Annotated in this window: 26 protein-coding genes; 17 read left to right on the top strand and 9 right to left on the bottom strand. The window is 69.5% G+C overall.

The features are described 5' to 3' along the window. The first annotated feature begins 17 nt into the window (after positions 1 to 17). From ABGB08_RS16435 to ABGB08_RS16385, 11 genes are all read left to right on the top strand, one after another. A complete protein-coding gene (locus ABGB08_RS16435) occupies positions 18 to 1,142 on the top strand; it encodes a hypothetical protein (RefSeq protein ID WP_347591096.1) in 1,125 nt (374 codons plus the stop codon). Next, complete coding sequence (locus ABGB08_RS16430; protein ID WP_347591094.1) at positions 1,139 to 2,293, top strand: thiolase domain-containing protein; 1,155 nt, start codon at positions 1,139 to 1,141, stop codon at positions 2,291 to 2,293. The genes ABGB08_RS16435 and ABGB08_RS16430 overlap by 4 nt, the downstream gene beginning before the upstream one ends. 7 nt (positions 2,294 to 2,300) lie before the next feature. Then, on the top strand, positions 2,301 to 3,206 hold the full coding sequence (locus ABGB08_RS16425; RefSeq protein WP_347591092.1) for an OB-fold domain-containing protein: 906 nt from the start codon (positions 2,301 to 2,303) through the stop codon (positions 3,204 to 3,206). Then, a complete protein-coding gene (locus tag ABGB08_RS16420; RefSeq protein ID WP_347591090.1) occupies positions 3,203 to 3,994 on the top strand; it encodes an enoyl-CoA hydratase-related protein in 792 nt (263 codons plus the stop codon). The genes ABGB08_RS16425 and ABGB08_RS16420 overlap by 4 nt, the downstream gene beginning before the upstream one ends. A 12-nt stretch (positions 3,995 to 4,006) precedes the next feature. Further along, entirely contained in the window at positions 4,007 to 4,456 is a 450-nt protein-coding gene (locus tag ABGB08_RS16415; RefSeq protein WP_347591088.1) for a MaoC family dehydratase, read from the top strand. 139 nt (positions 4,457 to 4,595) lie between these two features. After that, the gene (locus ABGB08_RS16410) at positions 4,596 to 5,681 is read left to right on the top strand and encodes an LLM class flavin-dependent oxidoreductase (RefSeq protein WP_347591086.1); all 1,086 of its coding nucleotides are present in this window, start codon (positions 4,596 to 4,598) and stop codon (positions 5,679 to 5,681) included. Then, a complete protein-coding gene (locus tag ABGB08_RS16405) occupies positions 5,671 to 6,825 on the top strand; it encodes an aromatic ring-hydroxylating dioxygenase subunit alpha (RefSeq protein ID WP_347591084.1) in 1,155 nt (384 codons plus the stop codon). Before ABGB08_RS16410 ends, ABGB08_RS16405 begins: the two co-directional genes overlap by 11 nt. A gap of 17 nt (positions 6,826 to 6,842) precedes the next feature. After that, a complete protein-coding gene (locus tag ABGB08_RS16400) occupies positions 6,843 to 7,739 on the top strand; it encodes an alpha/beta hydrolase (protein ID WP_347591082.1) in 897 nt (298 codons plus the stop codon). Between the two features lie 8 nt (positions 7,740 to 7,747). Then, positions 7,748 to 8,065 (top strand): flavin reductase family protein, encoded by a 318-nt coding sequence (locus tag ABGB08_RS16395; RefSeq protein WP_347591080.1) that lies wholly within the window; start codon positions 7,748 to 7,750, stop codon positions 8,063 to 8,065. After that, entirely contained in the window at positions 8,053 to 8,247 is a 195-nt protein-coding gene (locus ABGB08_RS16390; protein WP_347591079.1) for a flavin reductase family protein, read from the top strand. The genes ABGB08_RS16395 and ABGB08_RS16390 overlap by 13 nt, the downstream gene beginning before the upstream one ends. Before the next feature lie 10 nt (positions 8,248 to 8,257). Next, positions 8,258 to 9,874, top strand: a complete 1,617-nt coding sequence (locus tag ABGB08_RS16385; protein ID WP_347591078.1) for an amidohydrolase — start codon at positions 8,258 to 8,260, stop codon at positions 9,872 to 9,874. On the opposite strand, the gene ABGB08_RS16380 is transcribed toward ABGB08_RS16385, so the two are convergent. The 3 genes from ABGB08_RS16380 to ABGB08_RS16370 form a co-directional block, all read right to left on the bottom strand. Then, positions 9,871 to 10,164, bottom strand: a complete 294-nt coding sequence (locus ABGB08_RS16380) for a helix-turn-helix transcriptional regulator (RefSeq protein WP_347591176.1) — start codon at positions 10,162 to 10,164, stop codon at positions 9,871 to 9,873. The two genes, ABGB08_RS16385 and ABGB08_RS16380, sit on opposite strands and share 4 nt — an antisense overlap. A 283-nt stretch (positions 10,165 to 10,447) precedes the next feature. Continuing rightward, positions 10,448 to 11,617: an AAA family ATPase gene (locus ABGB08_RS16375; RefSeq protein ID WP_347591077.1), complete on the bottom strand. Its 1,170-nt coding sequence runs from the start codon at positions 11,615 to 11,617 to the stop codon at positions 10,448 to 10,450. 97 nt (positions 11,618 to 11,714) lie between these two features. Further along, complete coding sequence (locus ABGB08_RS16370; protein WP_347591075.1) at positions 11,715 to 12,530, bottom strand: APC family permease; 816 nt, start codon at positions 12,528 to 12,530, stop codon at positions 11,715 to 11,717. Between ABGB08_RS16370 and ABGB08_RS16365 the strand changes: the two genes are divergently transcribed. From ABGB08_RS16365 to ABGB08_RS16355, 3 genes are all read left to right on the top strand, one after another. Next, positions 12,502 to 12,903, top strand: a complete 402-nt coding sequence (locus tag ABGB08_RS16365) for a phosphotransferase (RefSeq protein ID WP_347591073.1) — start codon at positions 12,502 to 12,504, stop codon at positions 12,901 to 12,903. The two genes, ABGB08_RS16370 and ABGB08_RS16365, sit on opposite strands and share 29 nt — an antisense overlap. A gap of 83 nt (positions 12,904 to 12,986) precedes the next feature. Further along, entirely contained in the window at positions 12,987 to 13,568 is a 582-nt protein-coding gene (locus tag ABGB08_RS16360) for a hypothetical protein (RefSeq protein ID WP_347591071.1), read from the top strand. A gap of 46 nt (positions 13,569 to 13,614) precedes the next feature. Further along, the gene (locus ABGB08_RS16355) at positions 13,615 to 13,956 is read left to right on the top strand and encodes a DUF5713 family protein (protein WP_347591069.1); all 342 of its coding nucleotides are present in this window, start codon (positions 13,615 to 13,617) and stop codon (positions 13,954 to 13,956) included. 32 nt (positions 13,957 to 13,988) lie between these two features. On the opposite strand, the gene ABGB08_RS16350 is transcribed toward ABGB08_RS16355, so the two are convergent. Continuing rightward, complete coding sequence (locus ABGB08_RS16350) at positions 13,989 to 15,179, bottom strand: NAD(P)/FAD-dependent oxidoreductase (RefSeq protein WP_347591067.1); 1,191 nt, start codon at positions 15,177 to 15,179, stop codon at positions 13,989 to 13,991. 88 nt (positions 15,180 to 15,267) lie between these two features. Here ABGB08_RS16350 and ABGB08_RS16345 point away from each other — a divergent pair, with 88 nt between their 5' ends. Then, positions 15,268 to 17,787, top strand: coding sequence for a LuxR C-terminal-related transcriptional regulator (locus ABGB08_RS16345; RefSeq protein WP_347591065.1), 2,520 nt, complete (start codon positions 15,268 to 15,270; stop codon positions 17,785 to 17,787). 54 nt (positions 17,788 to 17,841) lie between these two features. Here the strand turns inward: ABGB08_RS16345 and ABGB08_RS16340 are convergent, their stop codons facing one another. Next, on the bottom strand, positions 17,842 to 18,366 hold the full coding sequence (locus tag ABGB08_RS16340) for a hypothetical protein (RefSeq protein ID WP_347591063.1): 525 nt from the start codon (positions 18,364 to 18,366) through the stop codon (positions 17,842 to 17,844). 110 nt (positions 18,367 to 18,476) lie between these two features. Further along, positions 18,477 to 19,643 carry a sensor histidine kinase gene (locus ABGB08_RS16335; RefSeq protein WP_347591061.1) on the bottom strand — a complete coding sequence of 389 codons (1,167 nt, stop codon included), beginning with the start codon at positions 19,641 to 19,643 and terminating at the stop codon, positions 18,477 to 18,479. Between the two features lie 127 nt (positions 19,644 to 19,770). On the opposite strand from ABGB08_RS16335, the gene ABGB08_RS16330 reads away from it, so the two are divergent. After that, positions 19,771 to 20,103: a metalloregulator ArsR/SmtB family transcription factor gene (locus tag ABGB08_RS16330; RefSeq protein ID WP_347591059.1), complete on the top strand. Its 333-nt coding sequence runs from the start codon at positions 19,771 to 19,773 to the stop codon at positions 20,101 to 20,103. After that, entirely contained in the window at positions 20,100 to 20,588 is a 489-nt protein-coding gene (locus ABGB08_RS16325; RefSeq protein WP_347591057.1) for an SRPBCC family protein, read from the top strand. The genes ABGB08_RS16330 and ABGB08_RS16325 overlap by 4 nt, the downstream gene beginning before the upstream one ends. A gap of 793 nt (positions 20,589 to 21,381) precedes the next feature. On the opposite strand, the gene ABGB08_RS16320 is transcribed toward ABGB08_RS16325, so the two are convergent. Genes ABGB08_RS16320 through ABGB08_RS16310 form a run of 3 tightly spaced genes read right to left on the bottom strand, consistent with a single transcriptional unit; the run spans position 21,382 to position 24,984 of the window. Next, positions 21,382 to 22,032 carry a DUF4276 family protein gene (locus tag ABGB08_RS16320; RefSeq protein ID WP_347591055.1) on the bottom strand — a complete coding sequence of 217 codons (651 nt, stop codon included), beginning with the start codon at positions 22,030 to 22,032 and terminating at the stop codon, positions 21,382 to 21,384. Positions 22,033 to 22,057: 25 nt separating this feature from the next. Further along, positions 22,058 to 23,161 carry an AAA family ATPase gene (locus tag ABGB08_RS16315; RefSeq protein ID WP_347591053.1) on the bottom strand — a complete coding sequence of 368 codons (1,104 nt, stop codon included), beginning with the start codon at positions 23,159 to 23,161 and terminating at the stop codon, positions 22,058 to 22,060. A 56-nt stretch (positions 23,162 to 23,217) separates the two neighbouring features. Further along, positions 23,218 to 24,984: an ABC transporter ATP-binding protein gene (locus ABGB08_RS16310; protein ID WP_347591051.1), complete on the bottom strand. Its 1,767-nt coding sequence runs from the start codon at positions 24,982 to 24,984 to the stop codon at positions 23,218 to 23,220. Positions 24,985 to 25,101: the final 117 nt, after the last annotated feature.

Here is a 25,101-nt window from a genome sequence, read left to right as displayed (position 1 = left end):
GAAGGTCTAACCCCCTCATGAGTTACGCACCCCGGCCCGTCGCGGTGGTGAACAGCGCGCAGACCCTGTTCAAGCCGTCGTGGGCGGACCGCCAGCATGTCGACCTGATCTCCGAAGCCGTCACCGGTGTCCTGAAGGGCACCGGTCTCAGGATCGACGACGTCGACTTCGTGATCGACTCAGGCAGCGACTTCCTCGACGGTCGCAGCATCTCCAACTGCGGCTTTCTCGGCGCCATGGGCGCGCACCACAAGGAGGAGTCCCGAGTCGAGGAGGACGGCCTCTGGGCGCTCTCCTACGCGATGAACAAGATCGCTTCAGGCTCGGCCTCGGTCGGGCTGGTCGTGGCGTACGCGAAGCCGTCCGAGCTCGACGCGCGCTCGTTCTGGTGCACCCTGCTCGAGCCCTTCACCCAGCGTCCGGTGGGACTCGACCATTTCTCCGCGGCGGGCCTGTACGCCCAGCGCTACCTCACCGCGGCCGGCCTGAAGCCGAAGGACCTCGAGGTGGTCGCGCGGCACGCGTGGGAGGCGGCCGTGCGGAACCCGAACGTCGACCTCGACGAGGTGCCCTCGGCCGAGCCCTTCTGGCACGAGCGGGTGGCCAGCCCGCTGCACGGCTCGGACTTCGCCCGCCCGGTCGACGGCGCCGTGGCGGTGCTCCTGGCCGCCGCCGGCGTCGCCGACCAGATCACCACCCGGCCGGTACGGCTGACCGGCCACGGCTCGGCGATCGACCAGCACTTCCTCGCCGCCCGGGAGGCCGACGCGCTCCCCGCGTGCGCGGCCGCGGCGCGGATGGCGCTGGGGACGGCGCGGGCGACCGATTTCGACATCGCCGAGGTCTCGGCCACCTCCACGGTGGGGGAGCTCATGGTGCTGGAGGCCCTCGGCCTCGCACCCCGGCACAAGGCGCTCGACCTGTACGACGGCGGGGGCGCCACCGCCGTGAACCCGTCGGGTGGCGCGCTGCCCGCCGACCCGATCATGGCCACCGGTCTCGCCCGGTTCCACGAGGCGGCCTCCCGGCTGGCGGGCAGGAGCGGGTTCGCGGCGGGCCAGGCGAGGACCGCGCTCGTTCACGGCACCGGCGGATTCGCCATGCAGAACCACTGCGTGGTCACGATGGAGGTGGCTGCATGAGCATCGCGATTGTCGGAACCGGCCAGACCGCCCACGCGCGCCGGCGGACCGACGTCAGCCAGGCGGGGCTCGCCAGGGAGGCCGTCGTCGAGGCGCTCCAGGACGCGGGGCTGACCATGGACGACATCGACAGCGTGGTCGTCGCGAGCGGGCCCGCTATGTTCGGCGCGGTCAACCAGCCCGAGAAGTGGCTGGTCGACGCGCTGGGCGCCCGGTTCAAGCCGGTCGTCCGGGTGACCAGCGGCGGGGGCACCGGCCTGGCCGGCGCGCTGGCCGCGGTGAACCAGATCAAGGGAGGCGCCGCCCGCCGGGTCCTCGTCGTGGCCTACGACAAGCTCTCGGAAGGGGCCCTGCAGGCCTCGATCTCGACGCTCTACGACCCGTTCTGGGGGCGGGAGTTCGCCGTCGGGATCATGGGCTTCTCCGCGGCGTACTGGCGGGCCCGGATGGACCGGCTCGGCCACACCCAGGAAGCGGCGGCGATGGTGGCGGTGAAGAACCGCCGCCACGCGCTGGCCAACCCCAAGGCGCACGTCAGGAAGGAGGTCACGGTCGAGGAGGTGCTGGCCTCCCGGCCGCTGTGCTGGCCGATCAAGGTGCTCGACGTGCCGCCGATCTCGGACGGGGCCTGCGCGGTCGTCCTCGCCGCGGACGAGGACGCCCTCGCGATCACGGACACTCCGGCGTGGATCAACGGGATGGCGTACTACAGCGAGGCCGACAACGGCGCGGATCGCTCGATGCTCCAGTCGGAGCCGCTGCAGATCGCGGCCGCCCGGGTGTACCGGGACGCGGGCATCACCAACCCGTTCCGGCAGTTCGACGTGGCCGAGCTGCAGGAGCCGTACACCTGCTTCGAGCTCAGCTACTACGAGGGTCTGGGCCTGTGCCCGGCCGGTGGGGCGGCCGACTTGGTGGCCTCCGGCGAGACCGCCATGGGCGGCTCGCTTCCGGTCAACCCGTCGGGCGGCTGCATGGGCGCCAACCCGATCGGCGCCACCGCGCTGATCCGGCTGGCCGAGGCGGCGATGCAGGTGACGGGCAAGGCCGGCCGGCACCAGGTGCCCGGCGCCTCGCTCGCGCTCGTGCAGGCGGGCGGCGGCTGGGCCAATCTCCGCGGCGTCGCCGTGGTGAGCTCCGAGAAACGATGAGGTGACGATGATGACCACAATGGCCACCCGGATCCAGATGCCCTACACGCTTACTCCAGGCGAGGCGACCGGCATCTTCCTGGCCGAGCTCGGCAGGCGGCGCCTCATCGGGTCGCGCCACGGGGACCGGATCCTGGTGCCGGCGCAGGACTTCGACGGCGCGACCGGCGAGCCGGCCGGCGGCTTCGTCGAGCTCGCCCCGGTGGGGCGGCTGGAGGCCTTCACCGTCACGGCGCAGGGCGTGCTGGGCCTGGTGCTGGTGGACGGCGCGGACGTCCCCTTCCTGCACCGCATCGTCGGATTCGCGGAGGCCGACCTCGCGATCGGCGCGCGGGTGGCCGCCGTCTGGGCGGACGAGCCCACCGGCGGGGTCCTCGACCTGGCCGGGTTCGGGCCGGCGGGTGACGGGCCCGGCTTCGAACCACGCACCGCGCCCGACGGGCTGGCCCAGCCGTTCGAGCAGGTCGAGTACACCATGACGCTCGACTACCAGCACGCCTACGGCCACTACTACGGCACGCTCTTCGACGCCGTGCGGACCGACCGCAGGCTCCGGGGCGTGAAGTGCTCGCGGTGCCGCCGGACGCTGCTTCCTCCCCGGGCCAGGTGCGACGTCTGTTTCGCCCCCACCGCGGAGTGGGTGGACGTCGAGGCGGTCGGCGTCGTGCAGGCCTGCTCCGTGGTGCACATCGAGTTCATCGGCCAGCGGCTGAAGCCGCCGTACGTGTACGCCGAGCTGGTTCTCGACGGCACCTCGACCCGGCTGATCCACATGGTCGGCGGGATCGATCCCGCGGATGCGAGGACGGCCGTCGCCCCCGGCAGCCGGGTGCGCGCGGTCTGGAGCGACCGGCGAACCGGCAGCCTCGCCGACATCGACCACTTCGAGCTCATCCCGGGGGAGCCGTCGTGATCGGGTCCGGCGGGGTCCTGACCGTGTCCCTGGAGGACGGCCTGCTCGAGCTGACCCTGGCTCGGCCGCAGGCGCTCAACTCGCTCAACCTCGAGTTGAAGGAGCGGCTGGGGGAGGTGCTCGGGCAGGTCGCGTACGACGAGAAGGTGCGCGCTGTGCTGGTCACGGGGGAGGGCCGGGCCTTCTGCACGGGCGGGGATCTCTCGGAGATGGACCCGAAACGTTCCCCGGAGGAGGCGCGGACCCGGCAGCACAAGCTCCTCAACGCGGTCTTCCTCCCGCTGGCCCGCCTCTCCAAGCCGGTGGTGGCGGCGGTGCACGGGCACGCGCACGGGGCGGGGCTGAGCCTGGCGCTGGCCTGCGACGTCGTCGTCGCCGGTGAGTCCGCTCCGATGTCGTTCGGCTACGTGCACCGGGGCCTGACCCCGGACTGCGGCATCACCTACGTCCTGCCGCGGCTCGTCGGCATGGCTCGCGCGAAGGAGCTCCTGTTCAGCGGCAGGCGGTTCACCGGCGCCGAGGCGCTGGCGATGGGCCTCATCGCCGAAGCGGTGCCGGACGGCGAGGTGATCGAGCGTGCCAGGGCCCGCGCGCGGGAGCTCGCCCGCGGAGCCACCGTCGCCCTCGCCCTCACCAAGCGCATGCTCGACCAGTCGACGCATCTCGGCTTCGAGGACGTCATCGAGCTCGAGGCGTATTCGCAGGCGGTCACCCGGGCCACCCAGGACCACGCCGAGGGCATCGCCGCCTTCGCCGAGAAGCGGACCGCTGTGTTCACCGGCCGCTGAGGAGGAGTTATCGTGACGACCCACGCCATCGACGGGCTGGCCGACCTGGTCGGGGCCGAGCTCGGGACGAGCGAGTGGCTCCTGGTGGACCAGGAGCGCATCGACCGGTTCGCCGAGGTAACCGGCGATCAACAGTGGATCCACGTCGACACCGCCCGAGCGGCCGGCGGACCCTACGGGGCCACCATCGCGCACGGCTATCTCACCCTGTCCCTGCTGCCCATGCTGGTCCGGCAGGCATGCACCCTCGAAGGCGCGTCCCGGCGGCTCAACTACGGCCTCGACAAGGTGCGCTTCCCGCAGCCGGTGGTCGCCGGATCGAGGGTCCGCGCCGTCGTGACGCTGAGGTCGATCTCCGAGATCAGGGGCGGCCTCCGGCTCGGCCTCAGCTGCGTCCTGGAAATCGAGGGCGCGGAGAAGCCGGCTTGCGTGGCCGAGACGCTCACCCTGCTATTGACCTAGCCGTCACCCCGCGTCCTCCTGCGCGCTCGATTCAGGTACCCATCGGGGATTCCTCCCGTTACTTGACCGGGGGTGCCGCTGCCAGCCTTCTCGTAGTCGGGCATGGAGGGGTGCCCCGAGCCACGGAAGGGGAGATCAGATGCGGGTGAATCTGCTGTGCATGTTCACAGGCAACAGCGCCGCGGACGACGTCCAGATCTACAAGAGGGAACTGCGACTGGCGCTCGACGCGGAAGCCATGGGCTTTGACCGGGTGATGGCTGTGGAGCACCATTTCACCGATTATGCGTTCTTCCCGGACAATGCCCAATTCCTGAGCTATGTCGCAGCCAAGACGAGCACGATAGAGCTGTTTCCCGCCGCCTTCATCCTCCCCTGGAACGACCCCGTCCGCGTGGCGGAAAAGGCGGCGATGCTGGACCACCTCAGTGACGGGCGGGTGGTTCTCGGGCTGGGGCGCGGCCTGGCTCGCGTCGAGTTCGACGCGTTCCGGCAGAGCATGGCCGAGTCTCGCGATCGGTTCGACGAGGCCGCGGCGATGGTGCTGGAGGCACTCGAGACCGGATTCATCCAGGGGGACGGCCCGCATTACGTCCAGCCGCGCGTCGAGATCCGGCCGCGGCCGTTCCGGTCGTTCCGGGATCGGTCGTACATGGTGGGCACCTCTCCCACCTCGATCGACATGGCCGCGCGGCTGGGCCTCGGCGCGATGAAGTTCGCCGCGGCCCCGTGGGAGTACGCGGTCGACGAGGTCAACCAGTACCGCGCGAACTTCACCGCGCACCACGGCACGACGGCGCCTCCGCTGGTCACCGGAGACGTCATGATCTGCCATCGCGACGACCGGCGGGGCGAGGAACTGGCCAGGGTGCACGCCCGCGATTACTTCGTCTCCGTGCTGAGCCATTACGAACTGCTGAGCGATCACTTCAAGGAGACGCTCGGCTCGTACGCCCATTACGCGAGCATGGCCGAAGCCATGCGCGGGACCTCGGAAGAGGAATCCTTCGAAGGTTATCTGAGCGCCAATCTCTGGGGAGATCCCGCCCGCATCATCGACCAGCTGGCCAAGCGGCGGGAACTGCTCGGGGATTTCGAACTCGGCGTGGCCGTGAACTTCGGCGACATCGACTTCGAGCAGGCGCGCAGCAGTTTGCGCCTGTTCGCCGAGCGGGTCCTCCCCGAGCTGAAGTGCTGGAACACGGAGGCCACCGATGCGGTCTGAGCTGCTGACCGAGGACGAGATCGCGGCGACGATCAAGCCTCTCGACCAGGCCCGATGCCTGCCCGGCCGGATCTACCACGACCAGGAGATCTACGACGCGGAGATGGAGCACATCTTCCGCCGTGAATGGGTCGCGGTGTTCCACGCGGCCAAGCTGCCCAATCCCGGCGATTACCTCGCCGTCGAACTGACCGGAAAACCGCTGCTGTTCGTTCGCGACGCCGCGGGAGAGATCCGCTGCTACAGCAATGTCTGCCGGCACCGCGGCATGCAGGTCGCGCTCGGCCAGGGCAACAAGAAGAGCTTTCAGTGCGGTTATCACCGGTGGGCGTACGACCTTTCGGGGGCGCTCATTCACGCGCCCGAGATGCCCGAACTGAAGGACTGCGGCATCAGGCTTCCCGAAGTGCACACGGCCATCTGGCAGGGCATCGTCTTCGTCAATTTCCGGGAAGACCCGCCCGACCTGCATGAGCAGCTGGCTCAGCTCGGCTCGATGCTGGAGCCGTGGCACGCCGGGGAGCTCGAGCTGGTGTACGAGCGGCCGTACTCGTGCGACTGGAACTGGAAGATCATGTTCGAGAACGGCATCGAGAGTTACCACATTCTCGGCACGCATCGCGCGTCGCTGGAGGATCCGCTTCCGACGCACATCAGCTACGGCGCGCCGGGGGACGGCCGCAACTACGCGGAGATCCATCTTCCGTTCAACATCGCGGCCGGTGAGCTGTTCGCCGAGGACGCCGTCGTCCCGGCTCTGCCCGGCCTGCCGTCCTGGGCGTCGGAGAAGTTCGTGTTCTGGGCCGTGTATCCGAATCTCATCATGAACCAGACACCGGATGGCCTGCAGACCTACATCACCCTCCCGCACGGCCCGCAGGACTCGACGTTCACCTGGGCATACGTGACGAACAGGGAAGCCAAGGCGTCGCCGAACTACGAGAAGTTCAAGAAGGCCCAGGAGGACTTCGCCGACCTCGTGCAAGGGGAGGACGCGGTGTGCACCCGGCCGGTGCAGGAGTCGATGAACTCCGGCGATTACGAGCCGGGGCCGTACAACCAGCGTGAGCTGCCCGTCTGGGCCTTCCACCGCTGGTACGTCCACCGCATGGCCGACGGTGCCGAGGGCACCGCGAGCTGGTAGCCGAAGGAGACATCGCCATGCCCAGCCCTCAGCACGAAGCGATCGTGCACTATCTGATGAACGCGCAGGCTCCCGCCGACCCCACCCTGGCGGAGCTGAGAGAAGGCTATGACCAGAACCTTCTCGCTTTCACCCCGGTCGAAGGGACCACTGTTTCCACCGAATCCGCGGACGGCATCAGGGTCGATCTCGTGACGGCTCCCGGTGCGGACCCGGAACGCCACGTACTGTTCGTCCACGGCGGCGGCTTCGTGCTGGGTTCCGCCGAGGCCTACCGCGAGTTCGCCAGCCGTATCTCGGCGGCGACCAAGGCCCGGGTGGCCGTCGTCGACTACCGGCGCGCACCGGAGGCGACGGCGCCCGCCGCGCTCGACGACTGCCTGGCCGCCTATCGATGGCTGCTCGCCCGGGGCGCCGACGCGGCCCGGACCGCGCTGGCCGGAGACTCGGGCGGCGGCGGCCTGGCGTTGCTGCTCGCGGCCAGGATCGCCGCCGCCGGGTTGCCCGTGCCCGCCGCCGTGGTGGCGTTCTCGCCGTGGATCGACATCAGCTTCCGCCCGGACATGCCCGACGAGCGGGAGAGCGACGACCCGATGCTCACCGTCGCCTACCTTCGCTGGCTCGCCGCCAGCTACCTGGCCGGCGCCGCGGCCGACGATCCCGCGAACAACGCGCTGTTCGCCGATCTCGCCGGCCTGCCCCCGGTCCTGCTGCAGACGGGTACGAGAGACCTCACGCACCAGGATTCGGTGGTGTTCGCCAAGCGGGCCGAGGAGGCCGGCGTCGAGGTCGTCCTCGACGTCTACCCGGAGCTGATCCACGACTGGCCCGCCTTCGGGCCGGATCTGCCGGAGGGCCAGGAGGCGCTGGCCCGGGTCGGTGACTTCCTCGGCAAGCGCCTCGCGGGCAGCTGATGCGAAGCGTGGACGCGCAGCGCTTCCGTGCGGTCCTCGGTCACGTCCCGACCGGCGTCGTCGTGATCACCGGCACGGACGACGCCGGCGCGCCGCACGGCTTCGCCTGCGGCTCGTTCTTCTCGGTGTCGCTGGAGCCGCCCCTGGTCGGCTTCTGCGTCGCGAAGACGTCGACGTCCTGGCCGCGCATCGCCGGGGGCGCGCGGTTCTGCGTGAACGTGCTGGCGGAGGATCAGCAGGACGTCAGCAGCCGGTTCGCCGCGAGCGGCGGTGACAAGTTCGGTGGCCTGCGGTGGCACCGGGGTCGTCGTCGTTGCCGTACCTGAGTCACGCGCTGGCGTGGATCGCCTGCGACATGGCCGCCGTGCACGAAGCCGGCGACCACGTCATCGTGGTGGGTTCGCTGGCGGAGCTGTCGCTGAATCCGCGGCCGCTCAAGCCGCTGGTGTTCTACCGCAGCCGGTACGGGGGCGTCAGCGATCTCGCCCGGCGCCACCACGCTTCCTGAAGGACGATCCGTGCGGATAGACGCGATCTACACCAACGCCCGCATCACCACCCTCGACGGCTCCCGGCCTGCGGCCCGGCGCCTCGGTGTGCTGGCGGGACGTGTCGTCGGTCTTGACGAGGATCTCGACGGGGTGAGCGCCGCCCAGCTCGTGGACCTGGGCGGCGCGCCCGTCGTGCCCGGTTTCAACGACGCGCACTACCACCTCAGCGCGTACGGCATTCGGTTGCTGCAACTCGACCTCCGTGCCGACATGGTGAGCGACCTGGACGAGCTTTACCGCAGGGTCGCCGAGCACGCGGCGACCCTGCCGGCCGGCGCCTGGGTGATCGGCGCGGGCTACGACCAGAACAAACTCGGCGCGCACCCGCGCCGGGAGCGGCTCGACGAGGCCGGCGGCGGCCGGCCGGTCTGGCTCCAGCACTGCTCCGGGCACATGTGCGTGGTCAACTCCCTGGCCCTGGAACGTATGGGCATCGGGTCAGTCGCCGGCGGGACGGTTGACATGGACACGGGCCTGCTGACCGAGCGGGCGGCCGAGCTCGCCGCCGAGACCGTCGGACCGGCGTCGGCTGAGCACTTCGTCACCGCGATCGAGCGGGCCGCCGAGGAGGCGGTCGCGTCCGGCATCACGTCCGTGACCGAGCCGGGGATCGGCACCGCCGGCATGCTCGGGAACAACTGTGCCGATCTGGCCGCCTTCGCGCGGGCGCGGGACCGCGGGCTGCTGCGGGTCCGGACCAACGTCATGCCGGTCGCGGAACTGCTGCACGAGATCACTCCGTACGAGGGCGACCGGCCGTGGTTCGGATTGGACCTCGGCTTGGCGAGCGGAGGCGGCGATGAGTGGCTCAAGGTCTCGTCGGTTAAGTTCATGGTCGACGGATCGCTCGTCGGCCGTACCGCCAGCATGTCGGAGCCGTACGCGGACGCGGAGTCCGGCTTTCTCCGCGACGAGCGCGATGTCATCATCGACCGGATCGTCCGGGCACACGAGTTCGGCTGGCAGGTGGCGGCGCACGCGATCGGAGACGCCGCGATCGACCTTGTCCTGGACGCCTACGAGCGCGCGCGGCGGCTGCACCCGCGGCCCGATCCGCGGCACCGCATCGAGCACTGCGCGGTGACCCGGCCCGACCAGCTGCCACGGCTCGCGAGGCTGGGCGTGATCCCCGTCCCCCAGGGACGCTTCGTCAGCGAACTGGGCGACGGCATGATCCGCGCGCTGGGCTTGCCGCGCGCCGACTGGTGTTACCGCGGCCGGTCTTTCCTCGACGCCGGCCTCGATCTCCCCGGCAGCAGCGACTGCCCCGTGGTCCGCGGCGAGCCCCTGCTTGGGATCCACGACCTGGTCAACCGCACGACCTCGAGCGGCCAGGTCCTGGGCGCGGGCGAGCGGCTGACCGCGCGGGAGGCACTGCGGGCCTTCACGATCGGCTCCGCGTTCGCGGCGCACGAGGAGAGGGTCAAAGGCAGCCTGACGGTGGGAAAGCTCGCCGACTTCACGGTGCTGTCCGACGATTTGCTCCAGGTCTCTCCCGATCGGCTGGCCTCCCTCTCGGTGGGCGCCACGGTGGTCGGCGGGGAACTGCAGTACGACGCGGGCGGCGTCGCGCGACTGTCCTAGCCCGCGGCCGACCGGGTTCCGGGACCGCCCGAGTGCGAGATCCACCAGGCCGCCACCTGCGCCCGGGAGGTGCATCCCAGCTTGCGCAGAATCCGCTCCACGTGACCCTCGGCCGTACGCTGCGCGATGACCAGGCGTTGCGCGATCCGCTTGTCCGTCAGACCCTCGCTGACCAGCTTCGCGATCTCGAGTTCCCGGGGTGTGAGCTCGTCGATGTGGGTCCTGGCGGGCGAATCGTGGGGCGACGCCTTCTTCTTGAGGACGTGGTCGATCGCGGTCGCGGGCGTCATGTGCTCGCCCCGCTGGTACGACTCGTCGAACGCCGCCTCGCCCAGCGACGCACGCGCGTCCGCGCAGGCGTCCGCGTGCGCCTCTCCCCACGCGGCGTACTGCAGGAGCGAGATTCCCGCCTTGCCCCAGGTCGCGTGGGCGGCGCCGAGCAGCCAGGCCGCCGAGTCCGCGTCCTCCCGCCCGCTCGCCACCCAGGACAGCGACTCCAGGCACGCGCCGATGACGGTGGGGTCGTCGAAGTCGCGGTTGATCTCCAGGATCTCCTTGAGCAGGCGGGTCGCCTCATCGAGGTCTCCCTGCAGGCGCCTGAGGTCGGCCAGGATCCACTGGAGATACGACTGGTTCCAGCGCGCGCCCCGGCCGGCGCACTGCTCGATCGCCGGACCGCACAGCGCCACGCCCGCGTCGATCTCGCCCAGCACACCCAGCACTCCCGCCAGGTCCGCGGTGACGAGCCAGTGCCCCGGCCGGTCGCCCGCCAGGTCGTAATGCTCCCGCGCCGCGCTCAGCAGGGCCTTCGCCCCCGGGTAGTCGTGGTCGCAGGCGGCGGCCAGCCCGCGGACATAGGTCGCGTACGCCCGGCTGAGGTCGTCGCCGAGCCGCTCGGCCAGCGCGGCGCTCTCGTCGCCGTGGCGGTGGGCTGCCCCGATGTCCCCCTGATAGAACGCCAGCCAGCCCGCCAGCCACAGCCCCCGGACCTTGGTGCCCGATGGTCAGCAGCTGGAACCGGTCATCGAGACGGGCGACGATCTCCTCCACGGACAGCGACCGCAGGCGGACCGCGGCCAGTTCGATGGCGAGAGGGATCCCCTCAAGATCGCGGCACAGGCGGGCGACCAGCGGGCCGTTGCCGGCGTCCAGCCGGAAACCCGGGAAGACCGCCTGGGCCCGGCTGACGAACAGGCTGACGGACTCGTAGCGCAGCAGAGCCTCGGCGGGTGCCACGGCCGAGGTTTCCAGCGGCACCGTGAACGGCGGGACCTGGAAGATCTGCTCACCCTCCACGCCGAGCGGCTGACGGCTGGTGGTGAGGATCCGCAGGCTCTCGGACGCCCGGAGCAGGGCGCGGGCGAGCTGAGCGCAACTGTCGACCAGATGCTCGCAGTTGTCCAGGAGCAGCAGCCCCTGCCGGTCGGACAGGTAGTCGATCAGCGCTTCCGTCCGCGACGTGGAGGACACGTCCGGCAGGCCCATCGCCGCCGACACCGTTTGCGGGAGCAGGCTCGGGTCCGTCAGCGTGCTGAGGTCGACGGACCAGACCCCGCCGGGGAACGCCCGGTGCTTGGTGCGCGCCGTGTGCAGGGCGAGGCGGGTCTTGCCGATGCCGCCGGGACCGGTCAACGTCAGCAGCCGGCTCGATTCGAGCAGGCGGCGGACGTCGGCGGCCTCCTCGCGGCGCCCGATGAAGGGGGTCAGGTCGGCGGGGAGCGTGCGACTCGACGGTGAACCCACTGGCTCGCCACCTCCTGATCTACGGGACCGGCGAAACGACCGTTTGGGGAGTACTTGTCCAATTCGGGCAAGTGTAGGGTGCCGGATCCGGTGAGGGTCAAGCTTCCCGGCGGCCCATCCGGCGGTAGACGTCCGGGCGTCGCCGGCGGTACGCGAGCGCGACGACCACGCCGAGAACGGCCGTCACCACGGTCACCGCGAGCAAGATCCCCGGCAGGGTGCCGGAGCTGCCGCTCAGCAGGTGGAAGTTGCGCACGCCGAGCACCGTGACCGTCGCGAGCAGGGCCGCCGCGGCCAGCGGTGCGACGGCGGTCCGCCAGAGGCCGCCGGCCGGTGTGTCGCTCCGGCGGAAGTAGACGAACACCGCGACGCTGGCGAGCGTCAGCACCACCATGAGCGTCAGCAGTCCGGCGGCCCCCAGCACGGAGGCGGGCGTGGTCGGTTCGTCGGTCGACGCCCACGGCAGGAACAGCGCGAACAGGACCGCGGTGGTGAGGATGTTGGCGATGTAGGGGGACCCGTGCCGTTCGTGCACGCGCCCGACCGTACGCTTCAGCACGCCGTCCGCGCCGAGCGCGTGGAAATATCTCGACAGGATGCTCTGCTCGGAGATGACACCGGCGAGATAGCTCATGACCAGCATCACCGACACCACGTGGACGGCGACGGAGCCCAGATACGTCTGGACCGAGGCGGTGAAGAACTCATCCGGATTCTGCTGGGCGGCCCCCGTCACCGAGCCAGGGCCGTACGCGACGACCGCCGCCCAGGACGCGAGGACATAGAAGAGGCCGATGGTGCCGATCGCGAAGTAGGTGGACCGGGGAATCGTCCGGTCCGGATCCCGCATCTCGGTGCGGAAGATCGCCGTGGATTCGAAGCCGATGAAACCGGCCCGCCGCCTGCTGACCACCCACGCGCCCCACATCGAACGCCAACTCAACGAGTTCGACCAGCTCGCCACTGAGATACGGCACCGCTCCCAGGTCATCACCCACGGCGAGCCCCACCCGGGCAACTTCATCCGCACCCGTACCGGCCTGAAACTCATCGACTGGGAGACCGTGCGCCTCGCCCCGCCCGAACGCGACCTGTGGATGCTCGACACCCTCGACGCGTACACGGAAATCACCGGCTATGTCGCCGACTCGGCGGGACTGTCCTACTACCGCCTCCGCTGGCGGCTCACCGACATCGCCATCTTCGTGCGCGAACTCCGCGGCCCGCATCAGGCCACGCAGGACATCACCGACTCGTGGACCTACCTCAACAGCTACTTCGACTGAGACCGGCCGCACTGACGCGCGTCCGCGCGGCTCGCGGGCTAGCCTCGATATGACGGCGTGTCCGGCATTCTCGTGGAGCAGAGATGAAACTCATCGAAATCGCGAGGTCATACGCGGAAGCCGACAAAGAGGACCCGGAGGCCATGACCACGATCCGGCTTCACCATTACCTCGAGGCCTGCATGGTCGACGACACCCGCGCCCGGAGGCTGCTGACGGAAACCGGATTCACGGTCCCCGAACGCGGCAAGCCGGAACCGCTCGGCGACGGCGCCTTCCGGCTGGACCATGTCCTCAACCACGCCATCGGCTGGGCCCGAGGCATGCAGGCCGGCCTCGGAGGCGACGCGGATTGGAGCCTGTGCTTCCTCGTGGGCGGCCTCGCCGGATCGGGCTCCTTCGACCGGTGGCTGCGTCGCCGGGGCGTGGACTTGGACGCCCTGTCCGGCAGACTGCGCGAAGAATTCGGCGAGGCCGCAACCGTATGCGGCACAAGACCCAGATACTCCCTGGATCCCCCCATCCGCCTCCCGAAGCCGGAAGCCGAAGCCCTGATGCGCGACCTGCGCTCCCGCGGCCTGAAATTCATGATGAACTACAAAGACGACGGCACAATAGTGATCATCCCCGAGGAGGATCCTGTCCCGGGAATGTCGGTGCCGTGAGGCAGGATGGGGGACCGTCTGATCGCCGTCATGACGGGAGCCCGTGGTGCCGCTCACCAACCAGCAGGTCGCGGATCGTGCCTTCCTCAAGGGGATGTATGCCGATGGCTACTACCCCGACGAGGTCGTCGACAAGGGCAGGGAGATCCTGCTGAGGTTATGTGAGCGCATCGAGGCCCAGCGGCCCGCCGACCTGACCGCTCTCTACGTCCTCACCCACGCGGCGACCTGCGAGTTCAACGACCTTCAGGACGACTTCTGGGAGGCTGGCAGCGAGATCGAGACGGTCGCGCGGGAGTTGATCGCCGAGGAGTTCTGGTTCGTGGCCGACGCCTACGGGTTCGCGGACGCGGACGCCGAAGAGCTGATCGGCACTCGGGACTGGTGACACGGCGGAGCATGTCGGATCTTGAGGATCGTTCACGGACGGGTCGCGGCCCAGGCGGCGCGGAGGAGGGTCCGGAGGTTGATCAGATCGGATGCGGGAATGGCGCGCATCGCGAACAGGTAGACGCGGCGGGCGAGCTTGGGATCGCGGTGAGCTCCTTTGTTGATCAGTTTCTGCACTGGGTTCCTGGGCCGGGCCAGGGCGTCCTGCCGGCTGAACCGGTCATGGCTCACGATGAAGCCGAGCGCCTTGCGATAGGCGGCGATGCCGGCTTCGAGGTCCCAGCCGTCGAGCAGTGCCGGAGTCGTCGACTCCACCAGCCATTCGGCGGCACGGAACGCCCAGCCACAGCCGACGGCCGGGGTGGGATCGCCGGTGATGGCCGCGTCCCCCACCAGCACGAGCCCGGGCCTCGGGGCCGGATCGCGTTTCACGCACGGGTAGTCGTTCGTGCCGATCACCTTGGAGACCCGCTCGGCTGAGGACAAGTCTGGCGCGTCTGGAAGTGACGCCATGAATCGCTCCAGCGCACCAGCTCGGTCGGCCTGGAAGTCGGCGAGTCTGGCTTTGGCCGGGAACGCCACCAGCATGTGAAGGTCATCGTCGGTCCGGACGAGGATGCCGACGTCCGGGTCCAGTGACCATATCTGGCTTTCAGCCGGGCCCCGTGGGACAACCCCGCGATAGTACGCCCATAGTCCGAAACGCTCGTTGGGCGCCACGTCCTCGGCGACCCCCGCGAACTGTGCCACTGGCGACCGGTGCCCGTCCGCGCCGACGACGAGCCGCGCCGGGATCTCCTCGTCACCCACGCGCACACCGGTGACTTGCCCGCCCGATTCCATCAGCCCGGTCACCGTACGCCCCAGCACAAGATCGACACCGGGTGTGCCGGCCGCGAGCGTCCGCAGGAGGGGGTCCAGTTTCTCCCTCCGCAGGCTGATGCACTCGGGCAGGCCGGGTTCCGGCACGGCCCACCCGGCCGCGGTCCAGCGCGCGATGCCGCCCACGGCCGCGCCCTCGTCGACCATGGCCTGCCAGAGGCCGGTACGCCGCAACATCGGCTGCGTCCCGCCCAGCACGAAGTGCCCGCACAGCGCCTTGTGCGTGGAGATGTTGTGGTGTTTATCGATGATCGCGACGCGCAGGCCGGCTCTGCCGTACAGGATCGCGGCGGTGCACCCCGCCACACCGGCGCCCACGATTACCACGTCGTATGTCATGGGACCACCGTGCGGGACCTCGGAATCCATCACATCGGTAGTGGATTACTGCATTCTCGGCGTACGGCATGCGCAGTACCCTGCGGCCATGAGCTCCTGGCCACTGGTGGGGCGCGCGGGCGAACTGGATCGCATCGTGGCCGTGATGACCGGACGCGCCGGGAACGGCCTGGTGGTCGCCGGCCCGGCCGGGATCGGCAAGAGCCGGCTGCTCTCCGAAGCACGGTCCAGAGCCGGGGCCTGGGGAGCCGGGGTGAGCTGGGTTTTCGCCACGCCGGGCGGGATCCCGCTGCTGCCCTTCGCGCACTTGCTGCCCGCCGCGGATGGTGAACTCACGCGTACGCTGACGGCGGCGGCCGCGCACATCACCGGCTCTGGCGCGCTGGTGATCGACGACGCTCACCTGCTCGATCCGGCGTCGGCCGCCCTGGCGCGGCATCTTGTCGAAGGCGCCGCGATTCCGGTCGTGCTGGCCGTACGAGGCGAAGGGACCGCGGGGTGGTGGCGGGACCTTGAGCGAATTGCCCTGGAAGGGCTGACCGAGAGCGATACGGCCGAGTTGCTCTCGACCGCACTCGGCGGTCAGGTGGAATCGACGTTGCCCGCTCATCTGCTGCGGTTGAGCGGGGGAAATCCGCTCTTACTACGCGAGCTCGTGGAGGCCGCGACCTTCACCGAGATGAACGGCGTCTGGCGGCTGCTTCAGCCGATCTTCGAAGACACGAACCTGCCCGCGACCATCGCCGCCCGGCTGGACCGGCTCGCTCCCGCCGTACGGGCCGCGGCGGAGCTCGTGGCGCTCGCCGAACCGGTCGGCGCGGCCATCCTGGAACGCCTCATCGCCCCCGAGGTGATCGCCGATCTCGAGTCAGAGCGGCTGCTGACCGCCCCTCCCGACCGGCGACGACACCTCGTCGCGCTCGTCCATCCCCTGTACGGCGAGGCGTTGCGCGCGACGCTTCCGCCGCTGCGGGCCCGCGACCACCGCAGAAGGCTCGCCGACGCGGTGGAGGCCACGGGAGCACGCCGGCGGCGGGACAAGGTCAGGATCGCGGTGTGGCGAGTCGAGGCGGGCGTGGCCGCTGATCCCGCGCTGCTTCGCGAAGCGGCCTGGGAAGCGTCAGAGGCGCTCGACCACCAGCTCGCCGGGCGCCTGCTCCAGGCCGCGGTCGACGCCGATGGATCATTCGAGTCGCGGCTGGCGCTCGTCGCCGAACTGCCCTACCTCGGAGAGGCCACGCGCGCCCTCGAACTGGCCCAGGCGCTTGAGGCGGAAGCGCCGGACGACGCGTCGCGGGCCAGGACGCTCTCGGCGCGGGCGCGTGTCCACCTGATTCACGGCCAGGTCAGCGAGGCGCGGAACACCCTGACGTTCGCGGTACTGACGACGGCCGATCCGCAGGTCAGGTTGCGGCTGGAAATCAGCCGGGCTGCCCAGGCGTTCGCGGTCGGGTATATAGGGGAGTCGGTGGAGCTCGCGGATCGCATCCTCCGGCGGCACCCGGCGGACCGCGCCGCGCTCGCGGTCTCCCAGGTGCGCGCGCTCGCGTGCGCGGGCCGGACCCGGGATGCCATCGAACTCGCTCATGTCGCGCTGGACGGCAGCGACGGTCCGCGCGCGGAACTCATCCGCATGGCTCTCCTCCAAGCGCTGGCTCTCGACGGCCAGATCGCGAATGCCATCGAACTCGGTCAATCCGCCCTGGAAGCGGAGGCGACGGGGACCGCCGCGACGTGGCGCGCCTACTGGGCTCACGATCTCGGGCAGGTATTCCTGCTCTCCGGCCGGCCGGCTACCGCCCGCCGCTGGCTGCGGGAGGCGCTGGCCGTGATGCCGATCCAGGGCATCGCGGCGAGCCCGCAGATGTGGGGTCTGGACGCGCTGAGCGAGGCGGAGTCCGTGCTCGGCGACGCGTACCGCGCGGGGAAGGCGATGGAGCGGCTGCGGGCCGGCCTTCCCGGCGGGTTCGCGGCCCCGCGCCGGAGCGGCTCTGTCTGGGCCCGATACGCCGAGGGCGATCTCACGGCCGCAGTCGACCTCGCCCTCAGCCAGGCCGCCGAGTTGGAACAGGTCGGGTCGCTGCTGATGGCCTCCTGGGTGCTGCACGACGCCGCACGCCTGGGCGCCGCCACGACGGTCGCCGACGATCTGCAGCGTCTCGCCGCATCCAGCCAGAGCGCTCTGCAGTCACTCATGGCCAGGAACGCCGCCGCCCTGTCCCGGCGGGACGCGGCCGCTCTCGACGAGATATCCCGCGAGGCCGCCGCGACCGGCTGCGTGCTGTGGGCCGCCGAGGCGGCGTCGACCGCAAGCCTGATCCACCGCGCCGAGGGCCGCCTCGGATCGGCACTGGCGTCATCGGCCCGCCTCAACGACCTGACCCCGGCATGCGAAGGCGCCCGCACCCCAGGCCTCTCCTCGCCCCCCGCGATCCTCACCCGCAGGGAACACGAGGTGGCCGGATTCGCCTCTCGCGGTCTCTCCGACCGCGAAATCGCCGAACGCCTGCATCTTTCCGTACGAACCGTCCACAGCCACCTGTACCGGATCTATCGCAAGCTGAACATCGAACATCGAAGCCAGCTCCCCGACATCATCTCTCCCTGAGATCGTCCCTCGACCGCAGCCGATGGGGGTTCCAGCCGTCGCCCGAGGAATCGATCACACGCCGATGTTGGCCTGTGGTCCCGCGTAGGTGCGCAGGAGCGCGGGGAGCTGGGAGGCGGGGTCAAGCGTGTAGGAGTAGAAGGAGTTCGGCGTGACGCCCGAGCCCAGGAAGAAGCCGCCGTTGACGATGTGGCCCCGGGTGCCGACGCCGACGATGGTCTTGTTGGAGGCCGCCCGGATCTCGGTGCCGTACGGGGTGACGGTGATCGTGCCGTTCACGCGGATGACGTAGGGCGTGCTCGCCGTGGCGTACCTGACCAGGCCGGCGTAGGTGGAGACGGTGACCGTGGCGCCGGCGGCGCCGCCGGTGGTGGTGGTCAGGCCCATTCCGCTGGTGGCGGCGAACCCGTCGGCGTTGCCGGACCAGACCCGGTCCGTGGGGGGCGCGGTGGGCCCGGAGACGTAGTTGAACGCCCACTGCATGCGGGCGACGTCCGAGCAGGTCTCCTGGACGATCGGGTTGTTGCCCGATTGCCGCTCTGGCGCGATGGTCGGCGACTGGAGCGGAGGCGGGATCATCCCTACCTTGGCTAGCGCGTGCCGGGAACGTAGGCAGCTGTGAGTAAGTTTGCTAACTGTACAAACTTAGTTGAGCGTTCGGCCTGCTCGGATGGATGAAAGTAAATGCACTAGCGGGCGCTCAGCGGAAGCGCGGCCCGCACGGCGAAGCCTCTCTCGGGCAGCGGGCCGGCGGTCAGATCGCCCCTGAACAAGGCCACCCGCTCACGCATGCCGATCAGCCCGTGGCCGCCCTCCGTCGCGGGCGCGCCGCGTCCTCCGTCGCGGGGGCCGACGTCGGTGATGTCCAGGGACAGCTCGTACGGCCGGTAGCCGATGGTGACGGAGACCGCCGTGGGCCCGGCGTGCTTCAGGGCGTTGGTCAGCGACTCCTGCACGATGCGGTACGCCGACAGGTCCAGCCCGGCCGGGAGCGGCACCGGCTCGCCCTCCACGTCGACCTTGACGTCCAGACCCGCCGAGCGCGCCTGCTCCACCAGGTCGTCCAGCCGGGCCAGACTCGGCAGCGGCGTCAGCCCGTCGGTGCCGGGACCGCGCAGCAGGTGGAGCATGCGGCGCAGTTCCTCCACCGCGCCGCGCCCGGTCTCCTCGATCAGGGCCAGACCCGCGCGTTCCCTGGTCTGGTCGTCGCGGAGCATCCGCCGTACCCCGCCCGCCTGCATGACCATCAGGCTCACGCTGTGGGCGACGATGTCGTGCAGCTCCCTGGCTAGCCGGGCCTGCTCCTCCGCGACGGCCTCCTTGACCAGCAACTCGCTCTGCGCGGCCAGCGTCTCGCTGCGCCTGTCCGCCGATAGGGCCCGCATCCGGTGCCGCCGTACGCCGAATCCGGCGCCTCCGGCGATGGCGGCCATCGAGACCGCGATCGCGTACTCCGCGAACTCGCTGTGGTACGAGATCGCCATGCCCGCCAGGAACAAGGCTGTGGCCACCGGTCCGAACAGCCCCTTCGGGCTGGCCGGCGGCACCTCGCTGAGCAGGGTGAACAGCAGGAACAGCTGGGTGTACCACTGCCAGGCGCCCGCTTCCTGCCCCGCGAGCAGGAAGACCGCGAGGGACACGCCGGTGTAGGCCGCCATCACCCCGAACGGAGCCAGCCGCCGGACCAGCACCAGCAGCGCCGTCACGATCCCGGCGGCCACCCACAACGCGAGACTGGGCCGCTCGGGCAGATTCGTCCCTCCGATGAGCTCCTCGGTCACCGCGAACAGCCCGACGGCCCCCGCGACGAGGTAGTCAGCCGCGCCGACGCGGGAGAGGGCTTGACGCCATCGCATGAGCCGAGCGTAGTTGCCCACCGCCGGATGTCACGTCCACGACCAGGGCCCCTGGCAACATTTAGGGATTGACCTAAGTATCACTCGTTTCGCATACTTAGGTAGGTACCTAAGTGAGGGGGACGGCGTGATCGACGCGGATCTGGACGGTGTGTTCCACGCGTTGTCGGACCCCACCCGCCGCCGGGTCGTCGAGCGCCTCAGCCAGGGGCCCGCGACGACCAGCGACCTGGCCCGTCCGTTCGACATGGCACTGCCGTCGTTCACTCAGCACCTGAGCGTTCTCGAGCGATCCGGCCTGGTGACGTCCCAGAAGAAGGGACGGGTGCGGACCTACCGGCTCGCGCCCCAGCCGTTGGAGGCGGTCGACACCTGGCTGGCCGCGCGGCGCGCGCTGTGGACCCGGCGCCTCGATCAACTCGACGCGCTTCTCTACGACCTGAAGGAGCAGCAGACATGACCGTCTACACCCTGAACCCGGAACTCGATCTCGTTCTGGAGCGCACCGTCGACGTCGCCCCCGAACTGGTCTGGAAGGCCTGGACCACTCCCGAGCTGCTCAAGCAGTGGTTCGCCCCGAGGCCCTGGTCGACCCCCTTCTGCGAGATCGACCTGCAGCCCGGCGGCAGGTTCAACACCACCATGCGCTCGCCCGAAGGCGAGGAATACCCGAACAGCGGCTGCATCCTCCTGGTCGAGGAGGGCTCCACGCTGATCTTCACCTCCGGCCTGGCCCCCGGCTTCCGCCCGCAGACCGCCGAGGGCGAGGCCGACTTCCCGTTCACCGCGGTGATCAACATCAAGCCCGACGGCAACGGCACGAAGTACACCGCCATCGCGATGCACGCCGACTCCTCAACAAGAAAGACACACGAGGACATGGGCTTCACCGAAGGCTGGGGCATGGCACTGGACCAACTGGTCGAACTCGCGAAGTCCCTCTGACGGACCAACCCTCCAATCATCTGGCTTAGCTCAGCCGCCCGATCGAGAAGGCGGGATTTCGTGATCAAGCGGACGCCTGCCCGTGTTACCTGTGGTCGGGCGTCCACGGCCGCTCAGATTTGTGACCACTTTCTGTAATCAAACGTGAGGTCAGATCGATTCATTAAGTAGCTGGAACCAACGGCTGATCACGTATTGTCAGGCCCTCAACTGATCACACGGGTCGGAGCTACATGGCCATCTATGTGCGCACCACCTTGAAAGCTGGACCGTTCCGCTTCAACCTGTCACAGGCCGGACTGGGCGTTTCCGTGGGCGTCCCCGGTTTCCGGATCGGTACGAGCCCGCGGGGCAACTACGTACGGGTCGGGGGGAACGGTTTCGGCTACCGCGCCACCGTTGGCCGTGGTCATACGCATAGCGGCGCAGTACACAACGGCGGCGATCTCCCTTGAGGGTCCGAAGTGCCTGCCAATGAGCGACGACCACCTCGCCCCGCTCACCCTGCTGGCCGATCCCCGAACCGCCCGGCTGATCACCCCGGAACGGGGACGCGAGATCCTCAGCATGAGACGCGGCTGACCTCGCCCGGCCCTGGACTCTTGTGATGTGGTTCTGGCGCAGTAGTCCAGGACCGACTTCGGCTCAGCCGATGAGCAGCGGAGCGACGGCATCGATGGCGGCGCACCCGAACACGCCCACCCGCAGTCGCGGGGTCAAAGGGTCACAGGTTCAAATCCTGTCGTCCTGGTCGACAGGGGTGCCACTCTTCTGATGGCGTCGTGTGAAGCGATCATTGATTCTGGGTGAGGGCGGCGTTGACCGCGGTGAACCAGGTGTCGGCGTGGGGGCAGGCCTTCCTGATGGAGTCGATGCCGATCTCCGCGATGACGAGTGGCCCGTCGGAGGTCTTGCGGTAGCGCGGATACAGGTGCAGGAGCCGTTTGGAGGGGGCGGTGTCGGCTCCGTCGTTGACGAGTTCGGCGCCTTGGGCGTCGGTCACGATCGCCTGTGCGGCGTGGGCCAGTGCGGCATCGCCGGTCAGCTCGCCGAGAGCCTCGTGGCCGAGGAGCACCCATGCTTCGATCTCGTGGAGCACCAGGTTGGGCAGGAAACGGGGATCGCCGATGGCGTCGGCCATGGCTCGCTCGACGTGAATTACCCGGTTGTGCGGTGAGCCGGGCGGGCGTGTCGACATCCCGGGAACGTCGGCGGGGAGCCCGTAGTAGTCCAGCAGGGTCGTCAGGACGGTGATCGAGGTGTCCCGCAGGAGCAGGCGGATCTCTGTGGCGAGCTTGCCCCACGTGGACAATCCGCCCTGGTAGGAGGGGCCACCCGCAGGACGTTTGGTCGTGAAGATGGATCGGGCGACGTAGACGTCGGCGTTTCGAGGTAGGGGGCGATGACCTCGCGGACGACGGTCTCTTCGGTCTGGCCCTCGCACAGGATGTGCAGGTGGCGCATGCCGGTCACCTGGACTCGGGCTGCGGTCTGCCGCCGAGCAGGTTCTTCTCCCACAACTCGCCCAGCGAGTAGTCCGCCAGCCAGTCCCGCAGCCGTTCGGGGTCGGGCCGGTCGAAGATCGAGGAGCCGCTGGAGCGTTCGACGACGATGAGGTCGTTGAGTTCGAACTGGTTCATCAGTGTGACTGACTGGGTGGCGATGAGGACCTGGCTGTCGTGGCTGGCGGCGCGCAGCATGTCGGCCAGCTGGACGATGGCGTAGGGGTGTAGGCCGAGTTCTGGTTCGTCCAGCACGACCAAATTGGGCAGGACGGGCACGCTCAGCAGGGTGGTCAGGCAGATGAAACGCAAGGTGCCGTCCGAGAGCGCGTCGGCGGGGAAGACGACGTCGGAGCCTTCCTGCTGCCAGCGCAGCCGCAACCGGCCGTTCTCTTCGACGAGCACGAAGTCCCGGAAGAACGGGGCGACGTGCCGGATGGTGCGCACGATCCGGCGGTAGGAGGTGGTGTCGCTCTGCCGCAGGCGGAGCAGGACGGCGGCCAGGTTTCCCGCGTCAGGGTGGAGGGCGATGTTGTCGGAGGCGAATCCGGTCTGTTTGACGGGGGCGCTGGGGCCGGTGTCGTGGAAGTGGAAGACCCGGCAGCCGCGCAGCATGTCCACCACGTGCCCGGCGACGGAGGACGAGCCGCGCTGGCTGATTTCGTCCAGCAGGCGGGTTTCCCGGTGTCCTCTGCCAAGTGAGGCGTCGAACGGCGTGGCGTGGCCTTCGCCGTGGAACCGGATGCGTTCGTCCCCGAAGATCAGTTCATCCCGGGCGGCGGGTATGAGGGTTGCCTCATACTCGTTCGGTTCGAAGTCCAGTCGCAAAACGATCCGCGCGTCACCCTTGGGGCCGTCGTGGAGCAGGGCGGATGCGCCGCCCGCCTGGCCGACGAAGAGGTTGAGTTCTCCGTCGACGATGCGGCCCAGCAGGGCGAGGGCGGAGATGAAGTTGCTCTTGCCCGCGCCGTTGGCGCCGACCAGGACGTTGAGGTCGCGCAGGCTCACCTGGGCCGAGCGGATCGAGGTGTATCCCTCGACCGTGATCGACCGGAGCCTGTGGCGCGTCATGACACCAGCTTAGATCGGCAAGAACTCGCCGATCACCGCAATCGCTGCTGGTGTCGTCAGCGGTGGACGGCGTCTGGGGTGTCCTCTTCGACGAGGAAGCCGCCGGATTGGTGGTGCCAGAGGCGGGCGTACGGGCCCTGGGTCTGGAGGAGTTCGTTGTGGGTGCCCTGTTCGACGATGTGGCCGTGGTCGAGGACGACCAGGCGGTCCATGCGGACGACGGTGCTCAGGCGGTGTGCGACCACGAGGGCGGTGCGGTCGCGCATCAGGTGCCAGAGGGCTTCCTGGACGAGGATTTCGCTTTCGGAGTCCAGGGCGCTGGTGGCCTCGTCGAGCAGGAGGATGGGGGCGTCGCGGAGGATGGCGCGGGCCAGGGCGACGCGCTGGCGCTGGCCGCCGGAGAGTTTGACGCCGCGTTCGCCGACCAGGGTGTCGAAGCCGATGGGCAGGGCTTCGGCGAACTCGGTGACGTGGGCGGCGTGGGCGGCCCGGTGGATGTCGGCGTCGGAGGCGCCAGGGCGGGCGAAGGCGATGTTGTCGCGCAGCGACCGGTGGAACATGGCGGGTTCCTGGGGGACGTAGGCGATCAGGCTGCGCAGGTCGGTCTGGCGGAGCCGGGTGATGTCCTGGCCGCCGATCAGGATCCGGCCGCCGTCGATGTCCATGAGGCGGAGCAGCAGCCGGGTGAGGGTGGTCTTGCCTCCGCCGGACCGGCCGACCAGGCCGATCTTGGTGCCGGCCGGGATGTCCAGGTCCAGGCGGTCGAACAGGAGCGGGTTGCCGGCGTGTGCGAACGTCACCCGTTCGAAGCGGACGCCGGCGTCGGCGGGGCGCAGCGGCTGCGGGTTGTCGGGGTCGGTCACGTCCGGCGGGGTGAGGAGGAGCTCGGTGAACTGGGCGGCCTCGGTCAGCACGCTCTCCATGCGACGGTAGATCTGGTTGAACTCGAACATGAAGCCGGTCGTGTTCGTGTAGTAGGTGAAGGTCACCACGATCGCCTCCACGCCCAGGCCACCCCGCAGGGCTACGGCCAGGAGCAGGCCGATGGTGCTGGTGAGGATCGACATCGGTGCGACGACGGTGTCCACCCGGAGGTTGCCGTAATCCCAGGAGCGCAGCGACAGCCGGCGCTGCTCGGCGAGCCGGGCCCGGTGCTCCACGGCCTCGCGGTCCTCGGCGGCGAACGCGCGGACCGTCTCCATGTTGGCGAGCACGTCGGCGACGTGTCCGGACACGCGTACCTTGGCGGCCTCACGCTCGTCCACCAGCGCCTGGCGGCGGCGGATGAGCGGGGCGATGAGGAACCCGGTGACGATGATGAGGCCCACGAGCACGAAGACCAGCAGCGGGTGGTACTGCCAGAGCACCACCGAGGCGAACGCCAGCGGCACCACCTTGGCCATGATCGAGAACGTGAGCGTGTCGGCGAACTCCTCGAACCCGCTGGAGAAGCTCAGCACCCGCTTGGTCAGCGAGCCGGCGAAGTTGTCGTGGAAGAACGCGGCGTCCTTGGCCAGCAACTCGTCCATGCCCACCACGCCGAGCCGCTCGATGCCCCGGGCGTCGGTGCGGTTCAGGAAGTGCAGGCCCACCCGCCAGAGTGCCTCGCCGATGAGCAGCAGCGCGCCGAAGACCAGCACGTACGGCAAGAGCACCTCGACGGTGCCGTCCCCGCCACCGGCCAGATGCCCCACGAGCGCGCCCACCGCCAGCGGCGCCAGGTAGAACAGGCAGATGTTCCCCAGCGCCGGAAAGATCAGCGCGGGCGCCGCGACCCGCCACTGCTGGCGCAGTTCGCGGTTGTAGTACCGCAGCGCCAGCATGACGGCCGATTTCCGGGCCGACGGTTTGTCTCCCGGGGAGTCAAGTGATCCGACCACAGCCATTCGCCCCCTGAATACCAGCCCGCCGTGGCCATGGTGCACCAGGGCGTATGGAAG

This window comes from Acrocarpospora sp. B8E8, assembly GCF_039871605.1.
GTDB classification, from domain to species: Bacteria; Actinomycetota; Actinomycetes; order Streptosporangiales; family Streptosporangiaceae; genus Acrocarpospora; species Acrocarpospora macrocephala.
The sequence above is the reverse complement of the archived record's forward strand: the minus strand, read 5'-3'. Positions and strand labels throughout refer to the sequence as shown.